The sequence below is a fragment of the Pedobacter sp. 05L430 genome, from assembly GCF_056397585.1.
Genome location: NZ_JBFTNT010000083.1, coordinates 1 through 19976, shown reverse-complemented (window position 1 = coordinate 19976; position 19976 = coordinate 1). Strand labels below are relative to the sequence as shown.

Here is a 19976-nt window from a genome sequence, read left to right as displayed (position 1 = left end):
ACTAAAAGAATATGGGAAATCTAAAAATAGCTACTGCTCAATTTGAAAATGCGAGTGGCGATAAAAACTATAACCTTTCAATCATCGAAGGTATGGTCAAAAATGCGGCTGAATCCGGCGCTGAAGTTATTGCATTCCACGAGTGTTCAGTAACTGGGTATTCCTTCGCAAGAAAACTCAGTCGCGAAGAAATGCTGGAATTATCTGAATTTATACCTGATGGGCCTTCAGTAAGCCTTCTTATTGAGATGGCAAAAAAATATAACATGACTATTCTTGCGGGTCTTTTCGAAAAGGATGATCAGGACAATATGTTTAAGGCATATGTCTGCGTGGATGGAACCGGACTCAAGGCAAAACATCGTAAACTTCATCCATTCATCAGCTCTTTTCTAACAGCCGGGAATCAATACACTGTATTTGAAATTAAAGACTGGAAGTGTGGTATCTTAATATGTTATGATAATAATGTAATCGAAAATGTACGGGCTACCACACTGCTGGGTGCGGAGATTATTTTTATGCCTCACGTAACCATGTGTACCCCTTCTCCCCGTCCCGGTGCAGGTTTTGTTGATCCAGCGCTTTGGATTAAAAAAGAAAAAAATGCCGAATTGCTTAGAAAAGAATTTGATGGCGATAAGGGCAGAAACTGGTTAATGAAATGGCTGCCAGCCCGCGCGTATGACAATGGCATATATGCGGTATTTTCTAATCCAATAGGCATGGATGATGACCAGCTAAAAAACGGATGTTCAATGATCCTGAACCCTTTTGGAGAAACTGTTGCTGAATGCAGATCTCTTAAAAATGAATTTGTCATTGCAACCTTGAATAAAGGTATACTAGAATCTAGCGGTGGTTACCGTTATAAAAATGCAAGAAGACCCGAGCTCTACAAAGAGATAATCGGGTCCGCACATATTTCAAACCAGAAAGTAGCCTGGTTAAAAAAATGATATCTATTGTTATTTCTCTGGAAGCGGAACTTGAGACTCACACTCATTTGATTTGTAGATATTGAAGTAAAAATCCAGCTCTTGAATAAACATAAGGGCCCGATTTCTATATGTTTTTATAATGATGCGCTTCACAATCAGCGAAGCGCATCACTACAAGTATCACTGAGTAATGCACATCTATCTCATCAAAATCTTAAAGGACGCGTTTAATTTTACAGTTTTTGGTGAGGAACAATAGTTACCCCCGGTATAAAGTGTTGCCCCGGATACTATCCCCTGCAAAAATTCTCCCGGTTGAGCTGGATATTTTGAAATTTCAACCTGACCCGGTGAAAAAATAAAGGAGGGTTCGGTTTCATTGCAGGCAGTCCTGAAAGAACTCATGTAATCAAGCAAATCTGCTTGAGAAACCAGGCTTATATCTGCAGCATTTGCAGCTGACTGGAGTTTAAATGGAAAACTGCCAGTTCTTTTTGCTGAAATCCTGATATGAAATTGTCTGTCATTCATGTTTCCACTAATGTAAAGTGCATCTCCCATTGTAAAAAATACGCCTTGGGTTACACGTGTAGACACACCATCCAGGTTGATGGTGAAGTTCTCACTTCCTTCGATGGCAATCGGCTTTAACAGTATAAGTTTTTGCACTTTACTGGATCCCGATCCAAAGAAGTTCCCGGTTAGTTCCACACTCACTGTTACCGGATTCTGGTTTGGAACTGAAGAAGGTGCTAGATAGGCACACCCCTTTTCATAAGGCGTGATCGTCCCCTCCCCAGACAACCGCCAAAGTGCTGAAGATAAAATGGGGTCATTGTCATCTGTTTCGATATAATCACCAAGCACCTTATCCGGATTTTTAGCTAAAGGGCCAATAGGAATATAGGTTCTTATTTTCAGGTCCGCTGTGCGACCAGGTAACACGCTATTTGGTGCAGTAAGCTTATAACATTCAAAAACGGTCCAGTTGCTAAAATGGTTTGACTCCGTGCTTACCGTTTTGGCAACATTGTCTATGGTTGAAGTCCCAGGCAGGTAATAATATCCTTCAGCATCTTGATAAGTGAGCCTCAACAATGCCGGATCTGTGCCTTCCAGGTTTAGTTCTGCATAGGAAATTCGGATGGTGACTGGCTTTTTAAATACGGTACCTTCTGGGAGAAGTCTGTAGGCAGGACCCTGGCTACCAGGCAGTGTATTTTCAATGGCCTGAATACTGACATCTATCGCCTCTTGTAGCGCACCGGCCGGAACGATAACTGAAAGTAGACCATCATCTGCGCTTACTGATCCGCCATCAATACCAATAGTCTTTGTAACAGCGGAACGTCCGGTTATCGGGATGCCGATGTCTCGTTTTACAGGTTGTGCATGATCAGTTTCTGGCTTCTGACCATTTTTCTTGCAGGAGAAAACAATCAGGACTAATGTGAGCATAAAAAGATTTTTTTTCATTATTGTTTATGTTAAAGGAACTCCTGACATTCATTTTCAATGGGATTAATACTGGGATGAATCATGGTTGAATTCACTGAACAAAACTAACTAAACAGGAAACTACAGGCCACCACATGTTGATGTGATTTATGCAAAACGAAATGCCTATGGAAGTCAGAGAAACAATCCGGTAAAAGTCATTCCCAGTCTACTTTCAGGATTTTTGTTTGCAGCTTACAGCGGCGAGCTCCTGCTGACCCCAACAGCCAGGCCAAAACAAAAAATGAAGAATAGCTCTCCTTGTAACTCTAGTAGGTCTGCCTATTTATCGCATGATTTTACAACCAGGGCGCGGTCCTACTGGCATCCGGATTTGAAACAGTCCATCGTGCCTCCTGACAGGATTTGCACAACCACAAACAGATGTCAATCAGGAAGTTACTCATCACTTTTTTTTGAAAAAACCCACAAACATGTGATTGACCAGAAATTTGATGTGGGGTAGTTTTGCATCGACCATAATTAAAGTGGTTAAACCGACAGACAAGGTAAATCAAAAAGCATGATCAGTTCAATAACTTTCCAGGACAAGCTAATTACGGAGTGCATCCAGGGTAACCCAAGGGCACAGCAGGAGATATTTAATGCCTACTCCCAAAAAATGATGGCACTAACAAGTAGGTATGCCTCCGATACTATGGAGGCAGAAGATATTTTAATGCTGGGCTTTAAAAAAGTTTTTGACAGGATCTCCAGTTACAATGCATCGGGATCTTTTGAGGGATGGATAAGAAGGATAATGATCAACTGTGCAATTAATGTTTATCAGCAAAACCAAAGGCGTATACCGACCCAGCCAATGGAAGAAGCTATTAATTTACCTGGATATTATTCTACCAACAGTACCGATACGGAATACCTGTTAATGGCATTACAGAATCTACCAGGCTGTCTTAGAGGGCCCTTTAATTTATTTGCAATTGAAGGATTCTCTCATAAAGAAATAGCAGAAAATCTTGGCATCAGCGAGGTTTTGTCTAAGGTCAGGGTAACCAGGGCCAGAAAAGCGTTGCGTGAGGCCCTGTCTTCAGGTCTGAAAAAAAGTATTTACGCCAAAAGCACGCCTAAAAGCATACTCGATAATTTGGCCTGAAAGCTATTAACTACCGAACAACCTACACCATAGGCACCCGGCATTCAGGGATTAAGGGTGATGGCCGCGCTGAGCACGAAAACTAATTACATGCACCCCTGGTTTGAGTCAAGTAGAACTTTCACCTAACGATCATACCACAGAAAGGCTCATGAAGTGATCCGTTATTCTTAAGACTAAAATTGCATTACTTTTTTTATTGTCACTGAGCTGGTAAAATGGACAAAATTCCAGTAAAACCTTTAAATGATAGAAAACAGCCGGATTAAATCCGGCTGTACGATTTAACATCTGATGTGAAGAAAAAGATTGATGTTTTCAGGCTCTCTCCCAACACTGATCTGCTCATTGAGATAACCCGCCTCCAGTGCTAAACCAATAAGATCATGCTCACTTCTGTGATTAAGGTGCCATTCCCCAAACAACTCCATAAATACTCGACTCGGATTGTATTCATCATTGAAATTTCCAATCACGATTTCACCACCTGGATTAACCCATTTTCCAAACCCTTTCAGCAACCTGACAAAGGCTTTATCATCAAAGTAATCAAATAAGCCAGCAGACCACACCAAATCATATTGCTCTGTGGTACTGAAGCGAAAGATATTCTTATTGATAAAAGTAATTTTGTCAGAGAATGGCGCGGTGAGCAAAGTTGCATATTCGATAGCCTTGTTATCCATTTCCACACAGGTGCTCAGCAGATGCTTACCATAATTTAAGTCCTGATACACTTCAAAAAGATCTCTTGCAGGTCCGCTTGCGATGTCTAAAAGCGTCAATGAAGAGGGTTTGGTTCGAATATGCCCCATCAGGGAGACTTTGTCAAACAGGAATCCACATGAGCTTATTAGCGGTGCCATTTTAAGGGCAAGCTCACCGTCCCTAGGATCTGCCAGTGCAAGTGTGGCTAAACTCATTTCTAAGTCTGAGTAGTCGTTTTCTAAGGGGCCGCCATTTGCGATGATCACTTTTAGGGTATCTATGGCCTTTTCATTATTGATTGTTTCTGCTTTCATTTATTAGGTATTTTCAATGATTTTTCGGGATTGATACAGACGCGATTCTGGATGTTGAATCGTTCAGGAATTGGTAAAAAAGACTAGCTGTTTTCCAAAGCCGATTATTCCCCAAAATTAAAATGGGTGGCAATATGAGACAATCGCATATAAATGTGATTGTATGCCTGCGTGAATCTATTCTGGAAAAGCAATCGCCAATAAGTTTTGAAAGGATCAAAAAGTGATTATCATTTGCACTGAGTTAGACTAGATTAGAAGCACAGCGTATAAAATCCCGGTCAACCTGCTAACAATGCATTGGAGAATTAAAGATTGCGATCCGATTTACGCACTTGTTTTTTAAAGAATAGCGATCAAAAGACGAATTAATTAGCCCTGAAAATCACATTAAGATGTTATTGCCCCCACTTTAACCCTAGGCTACCTTTGTGCAGTGCAAAGCCAGCTATAGGTAATGCCAATACAACTTAATGTATATAAAAATGAAAAACAAAATTGCGCTACTGGGTATAACTGCTTTGCTTATACTTTCAGCTTGCAAAAAATCTTCACCAGAAGAACAGACAGACTTTGGGGATTCCCCGAGAACGACAGTACCGGCAGAGTTAATTTCACCAACAAACTACTGGCAGTTTGGTATTTTATCTTCAACAAATTTTTATGATTCCTATAATTCAAGTTATAAAGATGGTGCTGGAGGCAGTTATATGTTTTATCACTTTTCTGCCGATGGAACCTATACAGCGCTTCTTTACCTTAAAGCAACTTCCTCTGGGGGCGAGACCAGGCAAAGCTGGACAGAAACAAAGGGTACAGTGGTTGTAGGGGAAACAGAGCTGAGCAACGGTATTGTATATAAGAGCATTGAACTGCATCCGGTAACCGGAACAGATCGAATGGTAATAAATTATGGCCCAGAGTCTAAAAAGAAACTAACGCAGGCTGACTTTGATTCCCGAACACTACTTAAAGCAAAATTTGCGTGTGAGCCATTTGTTAACCAATATGGTGAGAAATGCCTTGATATGTTAAGGATTGATTCTGAGCCCAAAGTATTATTCAGTTTCCACGAAGAAAAATAACTGGCAGCTGAGTTCAGTAAAGCTGCTAACAACCCATTAACTAGAAAATAAATAAAATGAAAAAATTATTCATCTCACTTTTAAGCGTAACACTGCTATTTGCTGCCTGCAGCGAAAAGAAAGCGCAAAGCCAGCAGCTAGAGGAGCATGCAGGTAATGAGGAAATAACTAAGGCAAATCAAACGCAAAAGGCCCTGGTAACTATCGAAACGACGACTTATCAGCTAAGTATTTATAAAGCCACACCATTCAGGCCCACAAGTTCAGTGGGGTTTGTTCCAAAGAAAGGCAACCAATATGTGGTGTTGGACATTTCTGTAAAAAATAAGACTGATCGGGAGATCAACATGGGGGTTATCCTGTCTACAGCAAAAATACGAGATAAACAGGGTACGGTGTTTGGTGATATTCTTGGTTCACTTAGCGCCTATAACCTTGCCAATCCCGACAACGAAAAAAATAAAGAAAATGATAAAATCTGGTCTGAAAAATTTCCAGCCGGTGAATTTCACCGCTGTGTGGCGATGGGTTTTCAAGCTCCTGATCATTTGAAGGAGTTTGAAATCAGCCTTCCTGAATCTGATGATTTGACCATGCTCGATAAGCAGACAAAGGCTAAATTTTCCTTGTAAGAGGACAGACTGTTAGCAGCTCTACTTAGGCCCGCATATTGTTTTATAGTGCAGTATGCGGGTCTTTATTTAAGATTGCCACCCAGTATGTTCTTCTTGAACAACATATTCAATTATTTCTTTTTTTCCTGGTGGCTGTAATTATTGATAACTTGCATCATTTTATCATGTGGTATCCCATAAATGAGGTTATCATTTATTCCGCCCATTGTTTTTGAAGCAACCAAAGCATTAATTATGGCCTCTTCTGTCGCCTGTATGGTTGCCTGATATACCTTGTCCAGCATTTCTTTCGACAGCACTTTCCAGAATTGCATTGTCCCTTTTTCATTATCATTTGGAGAGATGGTACTGAAAGCTAAAAATATATCACCCGAACTGTTTCTACCCAAACCTCCTGTTTTTCCTACACCAAGGGCTGCACGCTTTGCCACCATCTTTAACTGCGCAGGCAGCAGTGGGGCATCTGTTGCAATTATGACAATAATAGAACCGTCTTTTTCTTTTGAATTGATCACTGGCATATCATCTTTTAAAAGTTTACCCACTGGCACTCCGGAAATGACCAAATCCTGCCTGCCACCGAAATTACCCTGAATAAACGCGCCAAGGGTATAGCTGGAAGTATCAATTTTAAAAACTCTTGAGGCACTTCCACTACCTCCTTTATATAGAAACATGGACATTCCGGTTCCTCCCCCGACATTCCCTTCTTCTATCTTCCCATCGTGTGCATTGTTCAAAGCGTCAAATACATCTTCTCTTTTAACATGCAGACCGTTAATATCATTAAGTAGTCCGTCAAAGGTTTCCGCGACAACAGGTAAACCAAACGAGAAATCGGTCTGCCCGTCCTTTGAAAAGTTTTTAATATTCCATTCCCCAATCCCATCTCTAACCACGCCCACACTATTGGTATTGGTAATACCTATCGCCCCATAGTTAAAGCCATATTCCTCAATAGCTGTGGTTCCCGTCATCTCACCATCTCCGTTCAAACAAAACCAACCTGCAGGAACAGGCGCTATTGATTTGCCTTTTGGAAATATGACAGTCACTCCGGTGCGTACTGGACCTTTTCCTGTTCTTAAAGTCCCTGCCCCAGATATCAAGGTTTTATAACCAACTAAAACGCCTTTAACGTCTGTAATGGTATTATTTTCGCCCGGTTTTCCTTCGAATATAATTCCCAATTCTCTGGCCCGCTGGCCATAAGCGCCTGTGCAAAGTGATGTTAATACACAGATAATCAAGATTTTTGTTTTCATATACAAATTTATTTAAAACAAACCATCACCAAACCACATAAAAATGTGATTTTACAGTTATAAACAGAAAGGGCTTGCTATTTAATAAAGCAAGCCCTTCCCGCAGTTTGTTATAGGATATTCATTAATTTTTGATTGCCCTTCTTGTTCCACTTATTTCGGAATCCATAAGCGGATTTCCGGTATAGCTATCCCCCTGGTCCACCGAAAATATAGGCTGAACATTAAATAGTTTAATCCTGTAACCAAACCAGCAATAGCATTGTCTTGTAGTAAAGAAAAATAATGATGAAAAAAATACTCTTAATTTCTGTACTGACTTTAAATCTGTTGAAAGGATACAGCCAAATTGCGAATCCGGAAGCGCTACTCGACAAGGAAGTTCTCGAACAGGTGAAGTCCATGATGGCAGCAGATGAAGGACTTGTGGACATCGAAGATTTCTATAAGAAAATATCAAATGAACCCCAAGTGAAAACTTTGATCAAATCCTACTATGCCAAACCACTGATTAATACTGAATTGGCTGTGAAACAAATTTCTCGCATAAAAATCACACCTGAAAACCTTCTGGCCCCGGCCGAGGAATTTATACCCGCGCGGGCATTCATAGATTCCATACCTAATCCTTTTTTTGACCCGGTCGTAAAACGCTTCAACTATGAGAAGGAACATGCGGAATTCCGTTATCTATACAGGGATTTTACCGAAGCCATTGGCCAGAAAATGACAGAACTTGGCACTCCTTCTTATCATCCGGGAGGCTCTGCCGGCAGCAAGATAGTCGAACAACTGGATGTCAGGTTTAACTTTTACAAAATGGAGCTCTCACAATACAGACAGGATATGATTGAAAGTTCGAGAAATGCCCAAAATGAAATCGTAAACTGGTCTGCCAAATCAGATCATTACGCCGGCTCTGAAGAAGAACGCAGAGCCGCAGTTTCACGCGAAGCATCAGCCTACCGCATTTCAAGAGCGATTTTGATCAGAATGTGCGACGAACTGGAATTTGGCGTTAACCTGTCCTACTTTAAGGCCAGGAAGACAGCACTTGGAAACATGGCAGTTCAGGCAGCGAAGCTTTATCAAGATAAATCAACTGTCAAAGGAAAAAATGTCACTGTTGAAATTTTAGAAATTTCCAAAGCACTGTTCGATAAGGTTAACCTCATGCTGTTCGACGGCAGCTTGCTTCAAACGAAAGCTCAGATCATCAATTATAATTTCGACACCCTGATAGATATGAGTCGTTTATGAAGAAACTCCTGTTAATTTTGCTGATTTAAGCAGCATCTTGGTGCGATCAGGATCACATGTTGAGCGGATTTCTAGGGTTTAAATCAAAATTTATTTACTTCAATCTCCATGAAAACCATAAAGATATGATTATCAGGAAATCAAAAAAGGGCTGGCTTAACAGCCGGCCCTTCGCAATTTGACAGATATACTTTATTATTTTTTAATTACTCTTCCGGTTCCACTTATTCCAGAATCGACAACAGGCTCTCCCGTATAATAAATGTTACCACTTCCGCTTATCCCTGCTTTCAAGTTAGCGGTCACACTGCTCCGGATGTCGCCACTTCCAGATATACTCAATATTGCATTTTTACTAATCATGTTTTTAAACCTTGCATCTCCACTACCTGAAATGTTAATTTTTGAATTTTCTGTTTTCATTGTCCCAAGTAATTCTATGTCACCCGAACCACTAATATCAGCTAGGAGCGTGGCCTGATCAGGGAAATTGCCATGAATTTCAATCGTAGTACTACCACTTAAAGAGATTTTTTCCAACAGCGGCAAGGTCACATAGATTTTAAGGTCATCCTTACCGAGTTCCAAGTGTTCATACCCTAGCGCCAGCTCATCGCCCGAAATAGTAGTCTTATACCTTGCAATCAGATTTTTGGAGCCTTTCAGCTCTATTTTATATTCGGATCCGTAGGAAATGAAAATGGGCGTGGATCCACTGGTATATACCTGTTTAAAATTGCCCGGCTTTCTCACTTCGCTCGTTTGATCCCCATCAGCATTGATTTGGTCCTTCTTACAAGATAAAAACATACCAGTCTGCAAAGTTAGCAGGAGAAAAATTATTTTTTTTATGTTCATGTGATTTTATTTTGTGGCTTTTAAGCCGATTTTTATTTGCTTTTTTTAGCCCTTTACAAACTCCACTCTGCGGTTCAAGGCCTTATTAGATTCTGTTTTGTTATCATTGATGGGCACTGTTTCCCCTTTACCTAAGGCTTCCAGTCTGGATGCCTCTATCTTGAATTCGTTTATCAAAACTTTTTTAACTGCTGCTGCACGTTTCGCAGAAAGTTGCTGGTTAGCGTCGGCTTCACCATCGCTGTCCGTGTAGCCAATGATTTTCAGCTTAATGGCCGGATCCTCGGTCAGATATTTGCTCACATCCTTTATAATACCCATGGATTRCAGTTTGAGCTGATCGGAGCCAGGGTCAAAAAGTATTCCACTGGTTGAAAATGAGCCTTTTGTCAGTAGGGTTTCCGCCGGCTTGGGAATACCTGTTGCTATTTTGAAATTGCTGACATATAGACCAAAGTTATCTTCGTTATAAAACCAGTATTTAAAGCAATTCAAATAAATTTGATTGAGTCCTGGGCTTAGGTTGATTGCTCTAGGGGTATCGAAAACCTTATGGCCGTCCACCCAAAATCTCAATCGCTGTTTTTCAACTTGAATGGCGTAATGTGCGAGATGACCGAATGAAGCAGTGTATTCTTTGTATGCGATGGCCCCGCTTTCAAACGTGGTAGCATTCGCCATTCCCTTGCTCTTTAACGAAGACATAGAGGCGCCGTCAACATTGGGTTTGAGTAAAATTTCGGTGATGTTTTCTACCTTTGGATATTGATCCAAAAATGCATTGTCCGTGCCGGGCTTTCGTCCTGCAGCAAACAAACCTATGGCCAGATCCGGGTAAAACCGTGTGCCTGAAGGAGGCGTACCATCCATAATAAGATCAAATTCTATCGTAAAATTGTCTCCAAATGCCGCAGTATTGGCTGAGAGATATTTCGTACCTGGGAATAGTCTAAGAAATTTCCCCGGTGTTTTGTCCACTTTTATCACCTCTCCTTTTCCATTTGAATTCCATTTTGCGGGAAGTTCTCCAATTGGATCCTTGGAAAAATCATCTAGGTAAATAATTTTCTCCCCAGCAATAAAGTCAAATTTAGAGTATGATTTTAAAGACTCCTTTTCAGTCACCATAGCCGGTTGATTGTCGTTTTTTGTGGCTTCCTTATTTTTTCCTGAAATTTTATCTTCAACTTTTTCAAGACTAGCGTTGGCAGCTTTATCAATTTTTGAGTTAATCCGCTCCTGAACCTTATCTTTCATCTTTCTTCCAAGGCCCTGGAGTATCTGAGCATCTGCGGCCGTCCATATTGAGCAGGTGGCAATCAGTGCAAATAATATCTTTTTCATTTCTTCTAATTTTTGGGGAATATTATCCCTAGTGTATACCTAATGGTTACAAAAGTAGCCCAGTGAGCAGTATGCAACAATCACATGTTCATGGGGTTTAATCCAGACAAGACAAAAAAATGCAGCAATCAAATTGATTTTCAAATGTTCACCAACAGAAAACAAATCCTATACTGCAATAAAAAAAGTAAGACATTTATCGTATTTCAATCCTTATTTTGATAGTGCAAGTGCTTTTTGCATGACAGGGTCATTCTTCTCCATGATATCTTTTATGGAAGGGACAATCTGATAATCTGCTTTTACGCCAAAATCAGCCTGTGAATAATCTTTAAGGTGCATATGGTAGCCCAGGAGGGGAATATCAAGTCCCAATTTGGTATTGGGCAGAGTTACAAGAGCAAATGCTCCACTGGTATTACCTCCTGCTGCTCCACCTGTATCTTCACCTATGAAAACTGCCCTACGGTTATCCTTTGCTATCGACGCAAATTCGCTCGTTACTGAAAAACTTCTTCCGTTGATTAAAATTATAAGTTTACCGTTGAAATTCAGCGGATTGGGCTGCTGAGGGCCTAGCCCTACTTTTTGCGAGAACTGGTACTCGCCATCAACTTTTTTTATAAACCTTTTTAAATGCTCCAGTTCTGGCGGTAATTTAGCATAGCGGCTAAAACTATACTCAGCAGGTCCTGCCACGGTAAATCTGTCATAATAGTTAAAACTTATATCTGTGAGATATGAATACAACATGATTCCATAAGCATCAATTCCGCCTTCATTATTGCGCAAATCTAAAAGGAGAGTTGAAATCTGAGCGTTTCGAATTGCCTGAAAGGATTCGGAAAGAAACTTATCAAACCCGACCGCAGCAGGGCCAGGCTGAAAGACTGAGATACGCATTAGGGCAATTCTCTCGCCAAGAAAACTTAGCTGGTACGGGGCAACAAGGTCCTCGATGTGACCAATATTTTGTGACGATACTCCGGCAATGGAGATCGTCTTTGCTTGCCCATTGTCTACATAGCCAACCTTAAATAGCTTCGATGTTTCAATAAATGTCGCATAATAGCCCCCAAAACTATCATTGATAAGGGCATACTTCATTGTATTCCCTTTGCCATCAACGAAAATGTTTTTAAAAATCAGGTCGCGAACAACTTTGACCGGCCTTCCATTGATGCTTGTTATTTCTGCCCCGGCTGATATTCTCCCGTTAACAGTATCCGAGCGCACATAAGCTTTGTTACCGTAAAAATAGAGCTTCAAGGGGAAATAACCAGTTTTTGCAAAGGCAAACAAATCATCCGGTCTCCCCTCCCTGTGGAATTTGGTATGGCCGTCCTTAATTGTTGCTATAAATGGGTTGAGGTATCTGAAGAAAGCCTGCTCAGTCATTGGTCGGTTAATTCCTTTTTCCATGGAAACGAAATGATTTTCAATATCGACCTTATCACTATATCGGTAAATTCCAGCGTGTGCCTCCTTAAGTGCAGCCTTCACCACGGAAAAATCTTTTTTTAGTTCACTAACGGTAAACAAACGTTGTGCCTTAGCAAGGCTACCACCCGTCAAAGCCATGGCAAGCAGCAATAAATGTTTTCCCCTAATTATATTTATTCTTGTTATCATCTTTGTAAGATAACCCGTTAATCAAGCTTCATCAATCACATAAGCATGTGATTTTAACCGATGGGGATTCTCACGAGGGGTCAAATCTTTGCAGAAATGTGGGTCGAATCATATTTCTAATCTTTGAAAAAGGAAGGAATATGGATATTTCGCCTTCACTATAGGGTGCGATTTCATAAGTATTGTATTTAAATGCTAATCCATTATTGTTGAAGTAAAAATTATGATTCTCATAAATTTCCTCTTCAAATAGAATCTCTTTAAGGGATTGATTTTTTTTAAGGCCATATTGTTCCCGGAAACAACTTTCCAGAACAGCTGAAAGGTTTGCATCTGCCTTTAAAATATCTTTCAGGTGCAAAAGCTTTTTATTTTTCACATCAAAGCAAACCATAGTTGTACTGTAATTTGGATGCAAACCACCAGTATATGCGCTAAAATTCTTTTCCAAAACCAGAAATGATCTTTCATTATACAGTATGGTGTTTTTAGACATATTGAAATAGTTCGAATGCAACAATGCACTATCTGCTCCGAGGGTATCTGGTAGGTCAACTAACAAAGCATTCAGTATCCCATCAGATTTTTTTGAAATACCCCGCTCCCAGGACTGACTACCATTAATTCCATCTCTTAACTTGATGACTTTATCCAACCATTTGTAATCCCGGTTATTTCCATCAGCTACAATATACTGTTCCTGGAATTCTACAATCCCTTTTTCATACTCTACGGGGACGCTCTGTATTGAATCCTTAAAAATTCTATGTTTAAACTGAAAACTCCCCTCTGGATAACTTTCTCTTAAAATCAGTGGGTAAGATTTTCGGCCATTGTCGGCCGTCCAGTACCCAACGAATCCTACACCAGTCCATTTAAGGTGCATGAAACGTTCCTCGTCGTTCAGATTAAATCCCGATTCTGAAAAAACAAATGTTTCCTTGAGGCTGGTTTCCATCTCCGATAAAGTTAGCCAGGAACCCTGATAATAATAGTTCCCATAGAACTCAGATTTGTCCCTTTGTAGATTCATTACGACGGCTTGCCCCCCAATTTCTCCCTCAAGCCGCATGTAAAATTCTTCAGGCAATGCGTGAGGCAGGATTTCAGGGATTTGCAAAGTTCCTGGAGTAGATTTGCTAATCTTAGATGACTTTTGTTTGCCATCTCCGTTACAAGAGAAAAAGATAGAAAGGCAAACCACAGACGATATATAAATGGTTGATCGATACAAATTCATAATTTTACTAGTGTGATAAAAAGGAAAGCTGAAAATTCAGAAGACTGCAAAACCCGTTCTTTTGCCTGATAGATTAAGTCCGTTAATATTTAATTCGAATAAGTATAGGTGATATCGGTTTTAACACTTTTAACAAGATTTCCATCAGGATCCAGCTCATCACTCTGGCATTTTATAGATGTTAAATCTCCTGAATTTGGAGTATAGTTTATAGTTACCGAAGATCTTAAGGACTGAAATGCTGAAAGCTGTTTTGAAAAAAATGCCTGCAAGGAAAGCGAAATAAGTTCATTTACCAGAATCGCAATTGCAGGTGAAATGGGATTTTTCAATGCAAGTACCGGAATCACATTTCCATAGACTCGCTCCTTTTTATCGTTATACTGAAAACTTATTGAGGTTTTTAAGTACCAGGCGTTTGTAAGTGCTTTAATTAATTTTCCATCGCTTACCTGGAGTTCAAGAAAGGTTAAATCATGGGCATTTGTAGCTATTGTGATAAGGTTTCCGGTATTCTTGCAAGTCAACGGGAAGGATATGATTACACCAGAAGCATTTGTGACTTTAAATTCTGCATTTGATAGTACATTATTATTTGAATAATTCAAAACGAGCGTATAAAGCAAATCTCCAGCATTGTGCTCGATACGGCTAATCTGTGTACCTAAGTAACTATAGGTATAGCCAAACCTGAAATCAGCTGAGCCAACATAAGACACTTGTCTGTCCAAACCATAATTGACTATAAAATTTTGCCCAAGTTGCCCATCAGTTGTCTTGATCGACTTAATCATCTTCACCTGGGGTAGTTCAGGTTCTTTCTGGATATTATTTTTACAGCTACTAAAGATAGCACCTAGCAATATTAGTCTAAAAATTGAACCGGCGATTTTGGCTGAACTTTTCTTTCTTAGATAGTTCTTTTTTGTCTGGTAGTGATTGATTACCATTTTATAAGAGTTTATGTTGATCTTAAATAATAGGATGCGAACCCATTACTTTTTTTACAAGACAAACAGACAATCAAAAAGGTTACAGGAAATATTAATAATTTCAAAATGTCATTTACTTATTATTACTCACCAGAAATCCCATAAACATGTGATTGCAGTAGCTCAACTGATAGCTTACCTTAGCCATACTTCTCTTAAGGATTAAAGGGATATCACAAATAATACAGTTAACACAAGAATTTTATATATCAAAAGCAAATGGAAGAATTATTAAGTATTGGAAGTGCCGCTTTAAAAACCATAGCTACTAATGAACAGGCAAAACAATACTTGCTCAACAACAAATTACTATATGGTATCCTGCGTAAGGCAGCAGACCGATATATTGGAGGTGAAACGTTAGAGGAAACACTGAAGAAAGTTATACAGGCGAACAATCGTTCAATGAAATGCTCTATTGAATATATGGGTGAAAATATTAACCAGGCTTCGGAGGCAAATGCTGCCAAAGATGAGTTCTTAAGGATTTGTACTCATATCGCGTCAAAAGAATTGAATTCTACAGTTTCCCTCGATTTGTCACATATAGGTTTAAATGTTTCTCTTGAGCTATGTTTGGAGAACTTAATGGAAATCTGCTCAGTTGCCTCCCGATTTGGAATCGAGGTGAACCTAAGCGCTGAGGGGCCTCATCAGACCGACAATGTGTTGGGAATTTATAAGAAGGCTTCAGAACTTACTGATGTACTCGCGGTAACCCTTCAGGCATATTTGTACAGAACGCGTGAAGATTTCGATGAACTAAAAAAGCTGCCAGGCAGAATCAGAATCGTTAAAGGTGCTTTCGGCACTGATGAAGGGTTAAGCATGAAAAGGGGTTCGCAACTTGACACAGTATATTTGGGCTATATCGGAGAACTGTTTGAAATTAGACACAAATGTTCTATAGCGACTCATCATGCAGATATACAGCAGGAGGCAAAGAAACTCATCGACTTTTACCACCCTGATAAAACGGATTATGAATTTGAAAGCCTTTATGGTATTCAAGAAGAAGGTTTGCTTCAATTACAGGCAGAGGGCTATATGACTAAGCTTTATTTTGTTTATGGTAAAGAATGGTATCTATATTTATGCAACAGACTATCAGAATATCCATTAAATCTCTTTCAGGCGCTTGCAGATATATCGAATTCTAGTTCTCTTTAAATTCAAAAATTGACTTCGATGAGGATAAATATGTTGTGAACTCCAGCTATAACCAGAAGGATCGACAAAGACCTGACAAAGGAACTTGCGGTGCTAAGGAAATCAAATCTTTTTTTCATCAAAAGGATTAATAAAAATGGGCTGGAGTTCGGCAACGGCGTCTCGAAAAATAATAAGTATTAGAGCGATGTCACTTCTTTGCACAGGATAAATTATCCACTACATAGGAATAGTAGAGATGATTATCATTTTCCTCAACATTAAATGTTCAATTATATAGATAAATATGGAAAAAAATATCAAGTTAATAAATAAAGAGATTTTATCGGACAATTGGTATATCCTGAACAAGGTGACCTATCAGGCGGAGAAAAAAGACGGCAAAGCTGTGGTACATACAAGAGAAGTGTATGACCGTGGAAATGGAGCAACGATACTGCTATATAACAGGGAACGAAATACTGTGATTTTAACGAAACAATTTCGGCTACCGACATATTTAAATGGGAATAAAGATGGAATGCTTATCGAAACATGTGCGGGATTATTGGATTTGGATAGCCCTGAAGATTGTATCAAACGAGAAACAGAAGAAGAAACAGGCTTTAAAATTATTGAGGTTACGAAAATATTTGAAGCTTATATGTCTCCTGGATCAGTTACAGAACTTTTATACTTTTTCATAGCCTCGTACACATCAGAGATGAAAATAAATGATGGTGGAGGCCTACCCGAGGAGGAGGAGCATATAACTGTTCTCGAAATCCCCTTCCCTCAAGCATTTGCGATGATAGAACTGGGAGAAATAAAAGATGGCAAAACCATAATGCTATTGCAGCATTTATTAATTAATCGGATAATGACCTTAAACTTATTACAAAATTAGAAAACAAGAACAATATGCTTATACTAATTGCAGGCCCTTATAGAAGCGGCACTAATGATGATCCGATTTTAATGAAGCAAAATCTGGCTAACCTTGAAGCCTTTGCCGTCCCATTATTCAGAAAAGGTCACGTACCAATGATTGGCGAATGGGTTGCCTTGCCACTGATAAATCTGGCAGGTTCTACACAAACAGGTGATGAAATCTGGAATGAAATACAATACCCTTGTGCCCACCGATTACTGGAAAAATGCGATGCAATACTTCGAATTGAAGGTCTATCCAAAGGTGCTGATGAAGATGTTAGAATTGGTAGGGAAAGAGGTTTAAAAATTTATTTTCACATTGACGAAGTTCCAAATGCTGAACAGTGAAATTAAAATTACTTGTAAACTTACTACAAAAAAAGGTTGATAAATTTAGTCTCGCAACAAACCCGGAAGGGGGCTGAAATTTGCCTCCTTCTAACTACCCACCTTTCTCCTGCGCCTTTAAATTAATTTTTGTCCAACCCATGCAATTTTCTATTCACTTTGATGTTCTGCGCCAATAATAAAAGGATACTTTAAACTAACCATACAGATCCTAGTCAGCCATTGTATATCACCCCAGATGTAGCATTCATCTTGATATTACTGCCTTTTATAAATGCAGTTACTAGAAAGACATTGAATAATCCCCCTAAAAAAATGAAAATAAATTGTCTCGAAATAAAGTACAGTTTTAGTGGCGCTGAAACTATTCTACATCCAGCTCTTCTGAGCTCGGAACATGAACTTATTTTAGTTGATTGCGGATATGAAGGATCATTACCATTAATCGAAAAGGCGATGAATCAAATTGGTTTTTCCTTGAAAAATCTGACTTCTATAATTGTAACCCATCACGATATCGATCACATTGGTGGTCTTCATGAGATTAAAGAAGTCTACCCTCATGTTAAAGTCTGTTCCTCTTCAACGGAAGCAAATTATGTTAATGGCAGGAAAAAATCTTTGCGAATGCTGCAGGCGCAAAAAATATATCCAGAGTTACCTGAATCAGAAAAAGCTAATGCGCGTTATTTTCAGTTAATGCTGACATCCGTAAAACCTGTTAATGTGGACTATGTATTCACGACGGATGATTTCAAAGAAAATAAAGATCTTAGGATCATTCCAACTCCTGGGCACATGCCTGGACATATATCTATTTATCTTTACCGAACCAAAACACTCATTGCAGGTGATGCATTGGTTATAGAAAATGGCCATCTTAATATTGCCAATCCACAGTACACGCTAAACCTCCCGGCAGCGATTAGGTCCATTGAAAAGCTTATTGAATTAGAAATTAATGAATTGATTTGTTATCATGGCGGAATAGTGCGAAAAAATGTGAAGCAACAACTCATTGACTTAAGAAAAAGCATATTTTAAAATTTCGCTGAGATGCTACAAAAAATCAAGAAATTTAGTCTCATAACAAACCAAGAAGGAGGCAAATCTTAGCCCCCTTCTACATAATCAACTTTTATTTTATATCAGGGGTAATGTCCTATCTCACATTAATATTCAAATCTTCCCCAATGAATTTGTGTGGCAAATTAATTAGATTAAGAATTTTTAATATTTAGCAGAAGTTTCTACTTAAATAGACTCATCTGTATTGATAAAGACAATATCTTTCAATTCGTCTTCAGTTGGTGGTTCAAATTCATTTTCCATGTAATGAAACATAGCTGGGCTCACTTCAAAAGAATAAGTTTTGCTCTTATCAGCGTTCCGCTTCATAACACGTTCCAAACGAGTCGGCAATTGTGCGTTAATATAATGTAGTTGGGTTGAAATCCCATGCTCTTTTGCCAACCCTAGGTATAGACTTCTATTTTGCACCTTCATAAAACCAAGATCCAAAATTACATTTCCACCTGTCTGAGCTATTTTTACTGCAGTGGACCATATTCGTTGCTCACATCTGTGCACTCTTATCATTATCCATCCAAAATCCATCGGTACTGGAAGGTCTGGACCAAACAATTCCTGCATCCAATCATCAATTGAGAGGTGAATTCCATTAATTTTTTCTGCTAAATTCATGGAGTAAGTAGATTTCCCGGCACCTTGCGTGCCAATTATTAAATGTATCATAAATCTCAGTTATTATATCTTCTTCTCATTTACATGGCGTGTTCCAGAAGTACACACCCCTAAATCATTAGTAAGTTTTTTCGTGATTTCTATTGGATCGTTTTGCTGCTTTTCCATTTCTTGCGCCAAAGCTATATCCATATCGCTACCTGCAAGTAATTTATTTATGATGCCTTTGCGATTTTGAGCTGAATGATTCTGGCTTAATTTAAAAGTATGATCGAGTTTGAGTACTTCCAGCTCAAATCCGACTATTGCTTTTAGATGTTTTTTAATGTAATCTTTATCCATCCTTCCAAATGCCGCTGGGCTGCTATCCGGAGATTCATATATATCAGTCAAGTCTTTTACCGCTTGGTAAGTCCCAGCTTCATCTAGCATTTTAATCCTGCCTTTTGCCTGTACCGAAAGATAATTCCAAGTTGACACCGAACTTGGTTTTTCATAAACAGAAGCACTGATGTAAGCGTGTGAACCACTGAATAGCGCCATTACTGATTCATTGATACTGAACGCACGGAAATGATCTGATTTTCTCATGATATGGCCAACCAGCAGGATCATATCACCTATCCTTTTTACAATTACCGGTACCTGGGTGGCAACAGGAAATTCCCCATCGTTACCTATCAGGGTAATAAAAGGATTTGCAAACATAAATGCCAATACCTTTTCACTATCCTCTTCCTCAAAAAATGGTGATCTATACATATAGTCAATTGTTATAATTTTTAAAGATAGAGACAATGAACTGAGCAGAAAGGTTACAGGGCCTATCCAACTTTCCATTAAATTACTCATAAAAGAAAAACTCATCAATACACAAATTGCTTATGAAGTAAGCTTCAATACCCCCTTCCTATCTCACGAAAAGCTTTATAAAACAATGTGGCATAACGCCATGGG

19 protein-coding genes are annotated in these 19976 nt (G+C 39.1%); 9 read left to right on the top strand and 10 right to left on the bottom strand.

What is annotated here, in order from left to right; all coding sequences use genetic code 11:
- The first annotated feature begins 11 nt into the window (after positions 1-11).
- Positions 12-959 (top strand): nitrilase family protein, encoded by a 948-nt coding sequence (locus AC1DG9_RS13335; RefSeq protein WP_288882604.1) that lies wholly within the window; start codon positions 12-14, stop codon positions 957-959.
- Positions 960-1139: 180 nt separating this feature from the next.
- Here the strand turns inward: AC1DG9_RS13335 and AC1DG9_RS13330 are convergent, their stop codons facing one another.
- A complete protein-coding gene (locus AC1DG9_RS13330) occupies positions 1140-2417 on the bottom strand; it encodes a hypothetical protein (RefSeq protein WP_337717424.1) in 1278 nt (425 codons plus the stop codon).
- 544 nt (positions 2418-2961) lie between these two features.
- On the opposite strand from AC1DG9_RS13330, the gene AC1DG9_RS13325 reads away from it, so the two are divergent.
- Complete coding sequence (locus AC1DG9_RS13325) at positions 2962-3552, top strand: RNA polymerase sigma factor (RefSeq protein WP_288882607.1); 591 nt, start codon at positions 2962-2964, stop codon at positions 3550-3552.
- A gap of 284 nt (positions 3553-3836) precedes the next feature.
- Here the strand turns inward: AC1DG9_RS13325 and AC1DG9_RS13320 are convergent, their stop codons facing one another.
- Positions 3837-4574: a class I SAM-dependent methyltransferase gene (locus AC1DG9_RS13320; RefSeq protein WP_477634737.1), complete on the bottom strand. Its 738-nt coding sequence runs from the start codon at positions 4572-4574 to the stop codon at positions 3837-3839.
- Positions 4575-5059: 485 nt separating this feature from the next.
- On the opposite strand from AC1DG9_RS13320, the gene AC1DG9_RS13315 reads away from it, so the two are divergent.
- On the top strand, positions 5060-5659 hold the full coding sequence (locus tag AC1DG9_RS13315; protein WP_288882610.1) for a hypothetical protein: 600 nt from the start codon (positions 5060-5062) through the stop codon (positions 5657-5659).
- Between the two features lie 56 nt (positions 5660-5715).
- A complete protein-coding gene (locus AC1DG9_RS13310; RefSeq protein WP_288882611.1) occupies positions 5716-6291 on the top strand; it encodes a DUF4352 domain-containing protein in 576 nt (191 codons plus the stop codon).
- Between the two features lie 113 nt (positions 6292-6404).
- On the opposite strand, the gene AC1DG9_RS13305 is transcribed toward AC1DG9_RS13310, so the two are convergent.
- Positions 6405-7559, bottom strand: coding sequence for a DmpA family aminopeptidase (locus tag AC1DG9_RS13305; protein ID WP_288882613.1), 1155 nt, complete (start codon positions 7557-7559; stop codon positions 6405-6407).
- A 288-nt stretch (positions 7560-7847) separates the two neighbouring features.
- Between AC1DG9_RS13305 and AC1DG9_RS13300 the strand changes: the two genes are divergently transcribed.
- Complete coding sequence (locus tag AC1DG9_RS13300) at positions 7848-8819, top strand: hypothetical protein (RefSeq protein WP_288882614.1); 972 nt, start codon at positions 7848-7850, stop codon at positions 8817-8819.
- Positions 8820-9014: 195 nt separating this feature from the next.
- Here the strand turns inward: AC1DG9_RS13300 and AC1DG9_RS13295 are convergent, their stop codons facing one another.
- From AC1DG9_RS13295 to AC1DG9_RS13275, 5 genes are all read right to left on the bottom strand, one after another.
- On the bottom strand, positions 9015-9677 hold the full coding sequence (locus AC1DG9_RS13295; protein ID WP_337717422.1) for a head GIN domain-containing protein: 663 nt from the start codon (positions 9675-9677) through the stop codon (positions 9015-9017).
- Positions 9678-9722: 45 nt separating this feature from the next.
- Positions 9723-11021, bottom strand: coding sequence for an OmpA family protein (locus tag AC1DG9_RS13290; protein WP_477634736.1), 1299 nt, complete (start codon positions 11019-11021; stop codon positions 9723-9725).
- Positions 11022-11234: 213 nt separating this feature from the next.
- Complete coding sequence (locus AC1DG9_RS13285) at positions 11235-12653, bottom strand: S41 family peptidase (protein WP_337717420.1); 1419 nt, start codon at positions 12651-12653, stop codon at positions 11235-11237.
- Between the two features lie 70 nt (positions 12654-12723).
- Entirely contained in the window at positions 12724-13893 is a 1170-nt protein-coding gene (locus AC1DG9_RS13280; protein ID WP_288882621.1) for an RsiV family protein, read from the bottom strand.
- 89 nt (positions 13894-13982) lie between these two features.
- A complete protein-coding gene (locus tag AC1DG9_RS13275) occupies positions 13983-14843 on the bottom strand; it encodes a hypothetical protein (RefSeq protein ID WP_288882623.1) in 861 nt (286 codons plus the stop codon).
- A gap of 261 nt (positions 14844-15104) precedes the next feature.
- Here AC1DG9_RS13275 and AC1DG9_RS13270 point away from each other — a divergent pair, with 261 nt between their 5' ends.
- The 4 genes from AC1DG9_RS13270 (at position 15105) to AC1DG9_RS13255 (ending at position 18359) form a co-directional block, all read left to right on the top strand.
- Entirely contained in the window at positions 15105-16055 is a 951-nt protein-coding gene (locus tag AC1DG9_RS13270; protein ID WP_288882625.1) for a proline dehydrogenase family protein, read from the top strand.
- 286 nt (positions 16056-16341) lie between these two features.
- Positions 16342-16941, top strand: coding sequence for a GDP-mannose pyrophosphatase NudK (nudK, locus tag AC1DG9_RS13265; protein ID WP_337717418.1), 600 nt, complete (start codon positions 16342-16344; stop codon positions 16939-16941).
- A gap of 14 nt (positions 16942-16955) precedes the next feature.
- Complete coding sequence (locus AC1DG9_RS13260; protein ID WP_288882628.1) at positions 16956-17315, top strand: DUF4406 domain-containing protein; 360 nt, start codon at positions 16956-16958, stop codon at positions 17313-17315.
- 315 nt (positions 17316-17630) lie between these two features.
- Entirely contained in the window at positions 17631-18359 is a 729-nt protein-coding gene (locus AC1DG9_RS13255) for an MBL fold metallo-hydrolase (protein ID WP_288882629.1), read from the top strand.
- Between the two features lie 210 nt (positions 18360-18569).
- Here AC1DG9_RS13255 and AC1DG9_RS13250 read toward each other — a convergent pair whose 3' ends face one another.
- Entirely contained in the window at positions 18570-19070 is a 501-nt protein-coding gene (locus tag AC1DG9_RS13250; RefSeq protein ID WP_288882630.1) for a P-loop nucleotide/nucleoside kinase family protein, read from the bottom strand.
- 12 nt (positions 19071-19082) lie between these two features.
- Positions 19083-19886, bottom strand: coding sequence for an FMN-binding negative transcriptional regulator (locus AC1DG9_RS13245; protein ID WP_288882632.1), 804 nt, complete (start codon positions 19884-19886; stop codon positions 19083-19085).
- Positions 19887-19976: the final 90 nt, after the last annotated feature.

Excerpts from the sequence above, each read along its gene's own strand:
- AC1DG9_RS13275 (WP_288882623.1), bottom strand. The coding sequence starts at position 14,843 with ATGGTAATCAATCACTACCAGACAAAAAAGAACTATCTAAGAAAGAAA.
- AC1DG9_RS13315 (WP_288882610.1), top strand. The coding sequence starts at position 5,060 with ATGAAAAACAAAATTGCGCTACTGGGTATAACTGCTTTGCTTATACTT.
- AC1DG9_RS13325 (WP_288882607.1), top strand. The coding sequence starts at position 2,962 with ATGATCAGTTCAATAACTTTCCAGGACAAGCTAATTACGGAGTGCATC.
- AC1DG9_RS13330 (WP_337717424.1), bottom strand. The coding sequence starts at position 2,417 with ATGAAAAAAAATCTTTTTATGCTCACATTAGTCCTGATTGTTTTCTCC.
- AC1DG9_RS13255 (WP_288882629.1), top strand. The coding sequence starts at position 17,631 with ATGAAAATAAATTGTCTCGAAATAAAGTACAGTTTTAGTGGCGCTGAA.
- AC1DG9_RS13335 (WP_288882604.1), top strand. The coding sequence starts at position 12 with ATGGGAAATCTAAAAATAGCTACTGCTCAATTTGAAAATGCGAGTGGC.
- AC1DG9_RS13320 (WP_477634737.1), bottom strand. The coding sequence starts at position 4,574 with ATGAAAGCAGAAACAATCAATAATGAAAAGGCCATAGATACCCTAAAA.
- AC1DG9_RS13300 (WP_288882614.1), top strand. The coding sequence starts at position 7,848 with ATGAAAAAAATACTCTTAATTTCTGTACTGACTTTAAATCTGTTGAAA.
- AC1DG9_RS13280 (WP_288882621.1), bottom strand. The coding sequence starts at position 13,893 with ATGAATTTGTATCGATCAACCATTTATATATCGTCTGTGGTTTGCCTT.
- AC1DG9_RS13250 (WP_288882630.1), bottom strand. The coding sequence starts at position 19,070 with ATGATACATTTAATAATTGGCACGCAAGGTGCCGGGAAATCTACTTAC.
- AC1DG9_RS13245 (WP_288882632.1), bottom strand. The coding sequence starts at position 19,886 with ATGAGTTTTTCTTTTATGAGTAATTTAATGGAAAGTTGGATAGGCCCT.
- AC1DG9_RS13295 (WP_337717422.1), bottom strand. The coding sequence starts at position 9,677 with ATGAACATAAAAAAAATAATTTTTCTCCTGCTAACTTTGCAGACTGGT.
- AC1DG9_RS13305 (WP_288882613.1), bottom strand. The coding sequence starts at position 7,559 with ATGAAAACAAAAATCTTGATTATCTGTGTATTAACATCACTTTGCACA.
- AC1DG9_RS13270 (WP_288882625.1), top strand. The coding sequence starts at position 15,105 with ATGGAAGAATTATTAAGTATTGGAAGTGCCGCTTTAAAAACCATAGCT.
- nudK (WP_337717418.1), top strand. The coding sequence starts at position 16,342 with ATGGAAAAAAATATCAAGTTAATAAATAAAGAGATTTTATCGGACAAT.
- AC1DG9_RS13260 (WP_288882628.1), top strand. The coding sequence starts at position 16,956 with ATGCTTATACTAATTGCAGGCCCTTATAGAAGCGGCACTAATGATGAT.
- AC1DG9_RS13310 (WP_288882611.1), top strand. The coding sequence starts at position 5,716 with ATGAAAAAATTATTCATCTCACTTTTAAGCGTAACACTGCTATTTGCT.
- AC1DG9_RS13285 (WP_337717420.1), bottom strand. The coding sequence starts at position 12,653 with ATGATAACAAGAATAAATATAATTAGGGGAAAACATTTATTGCTGCTT.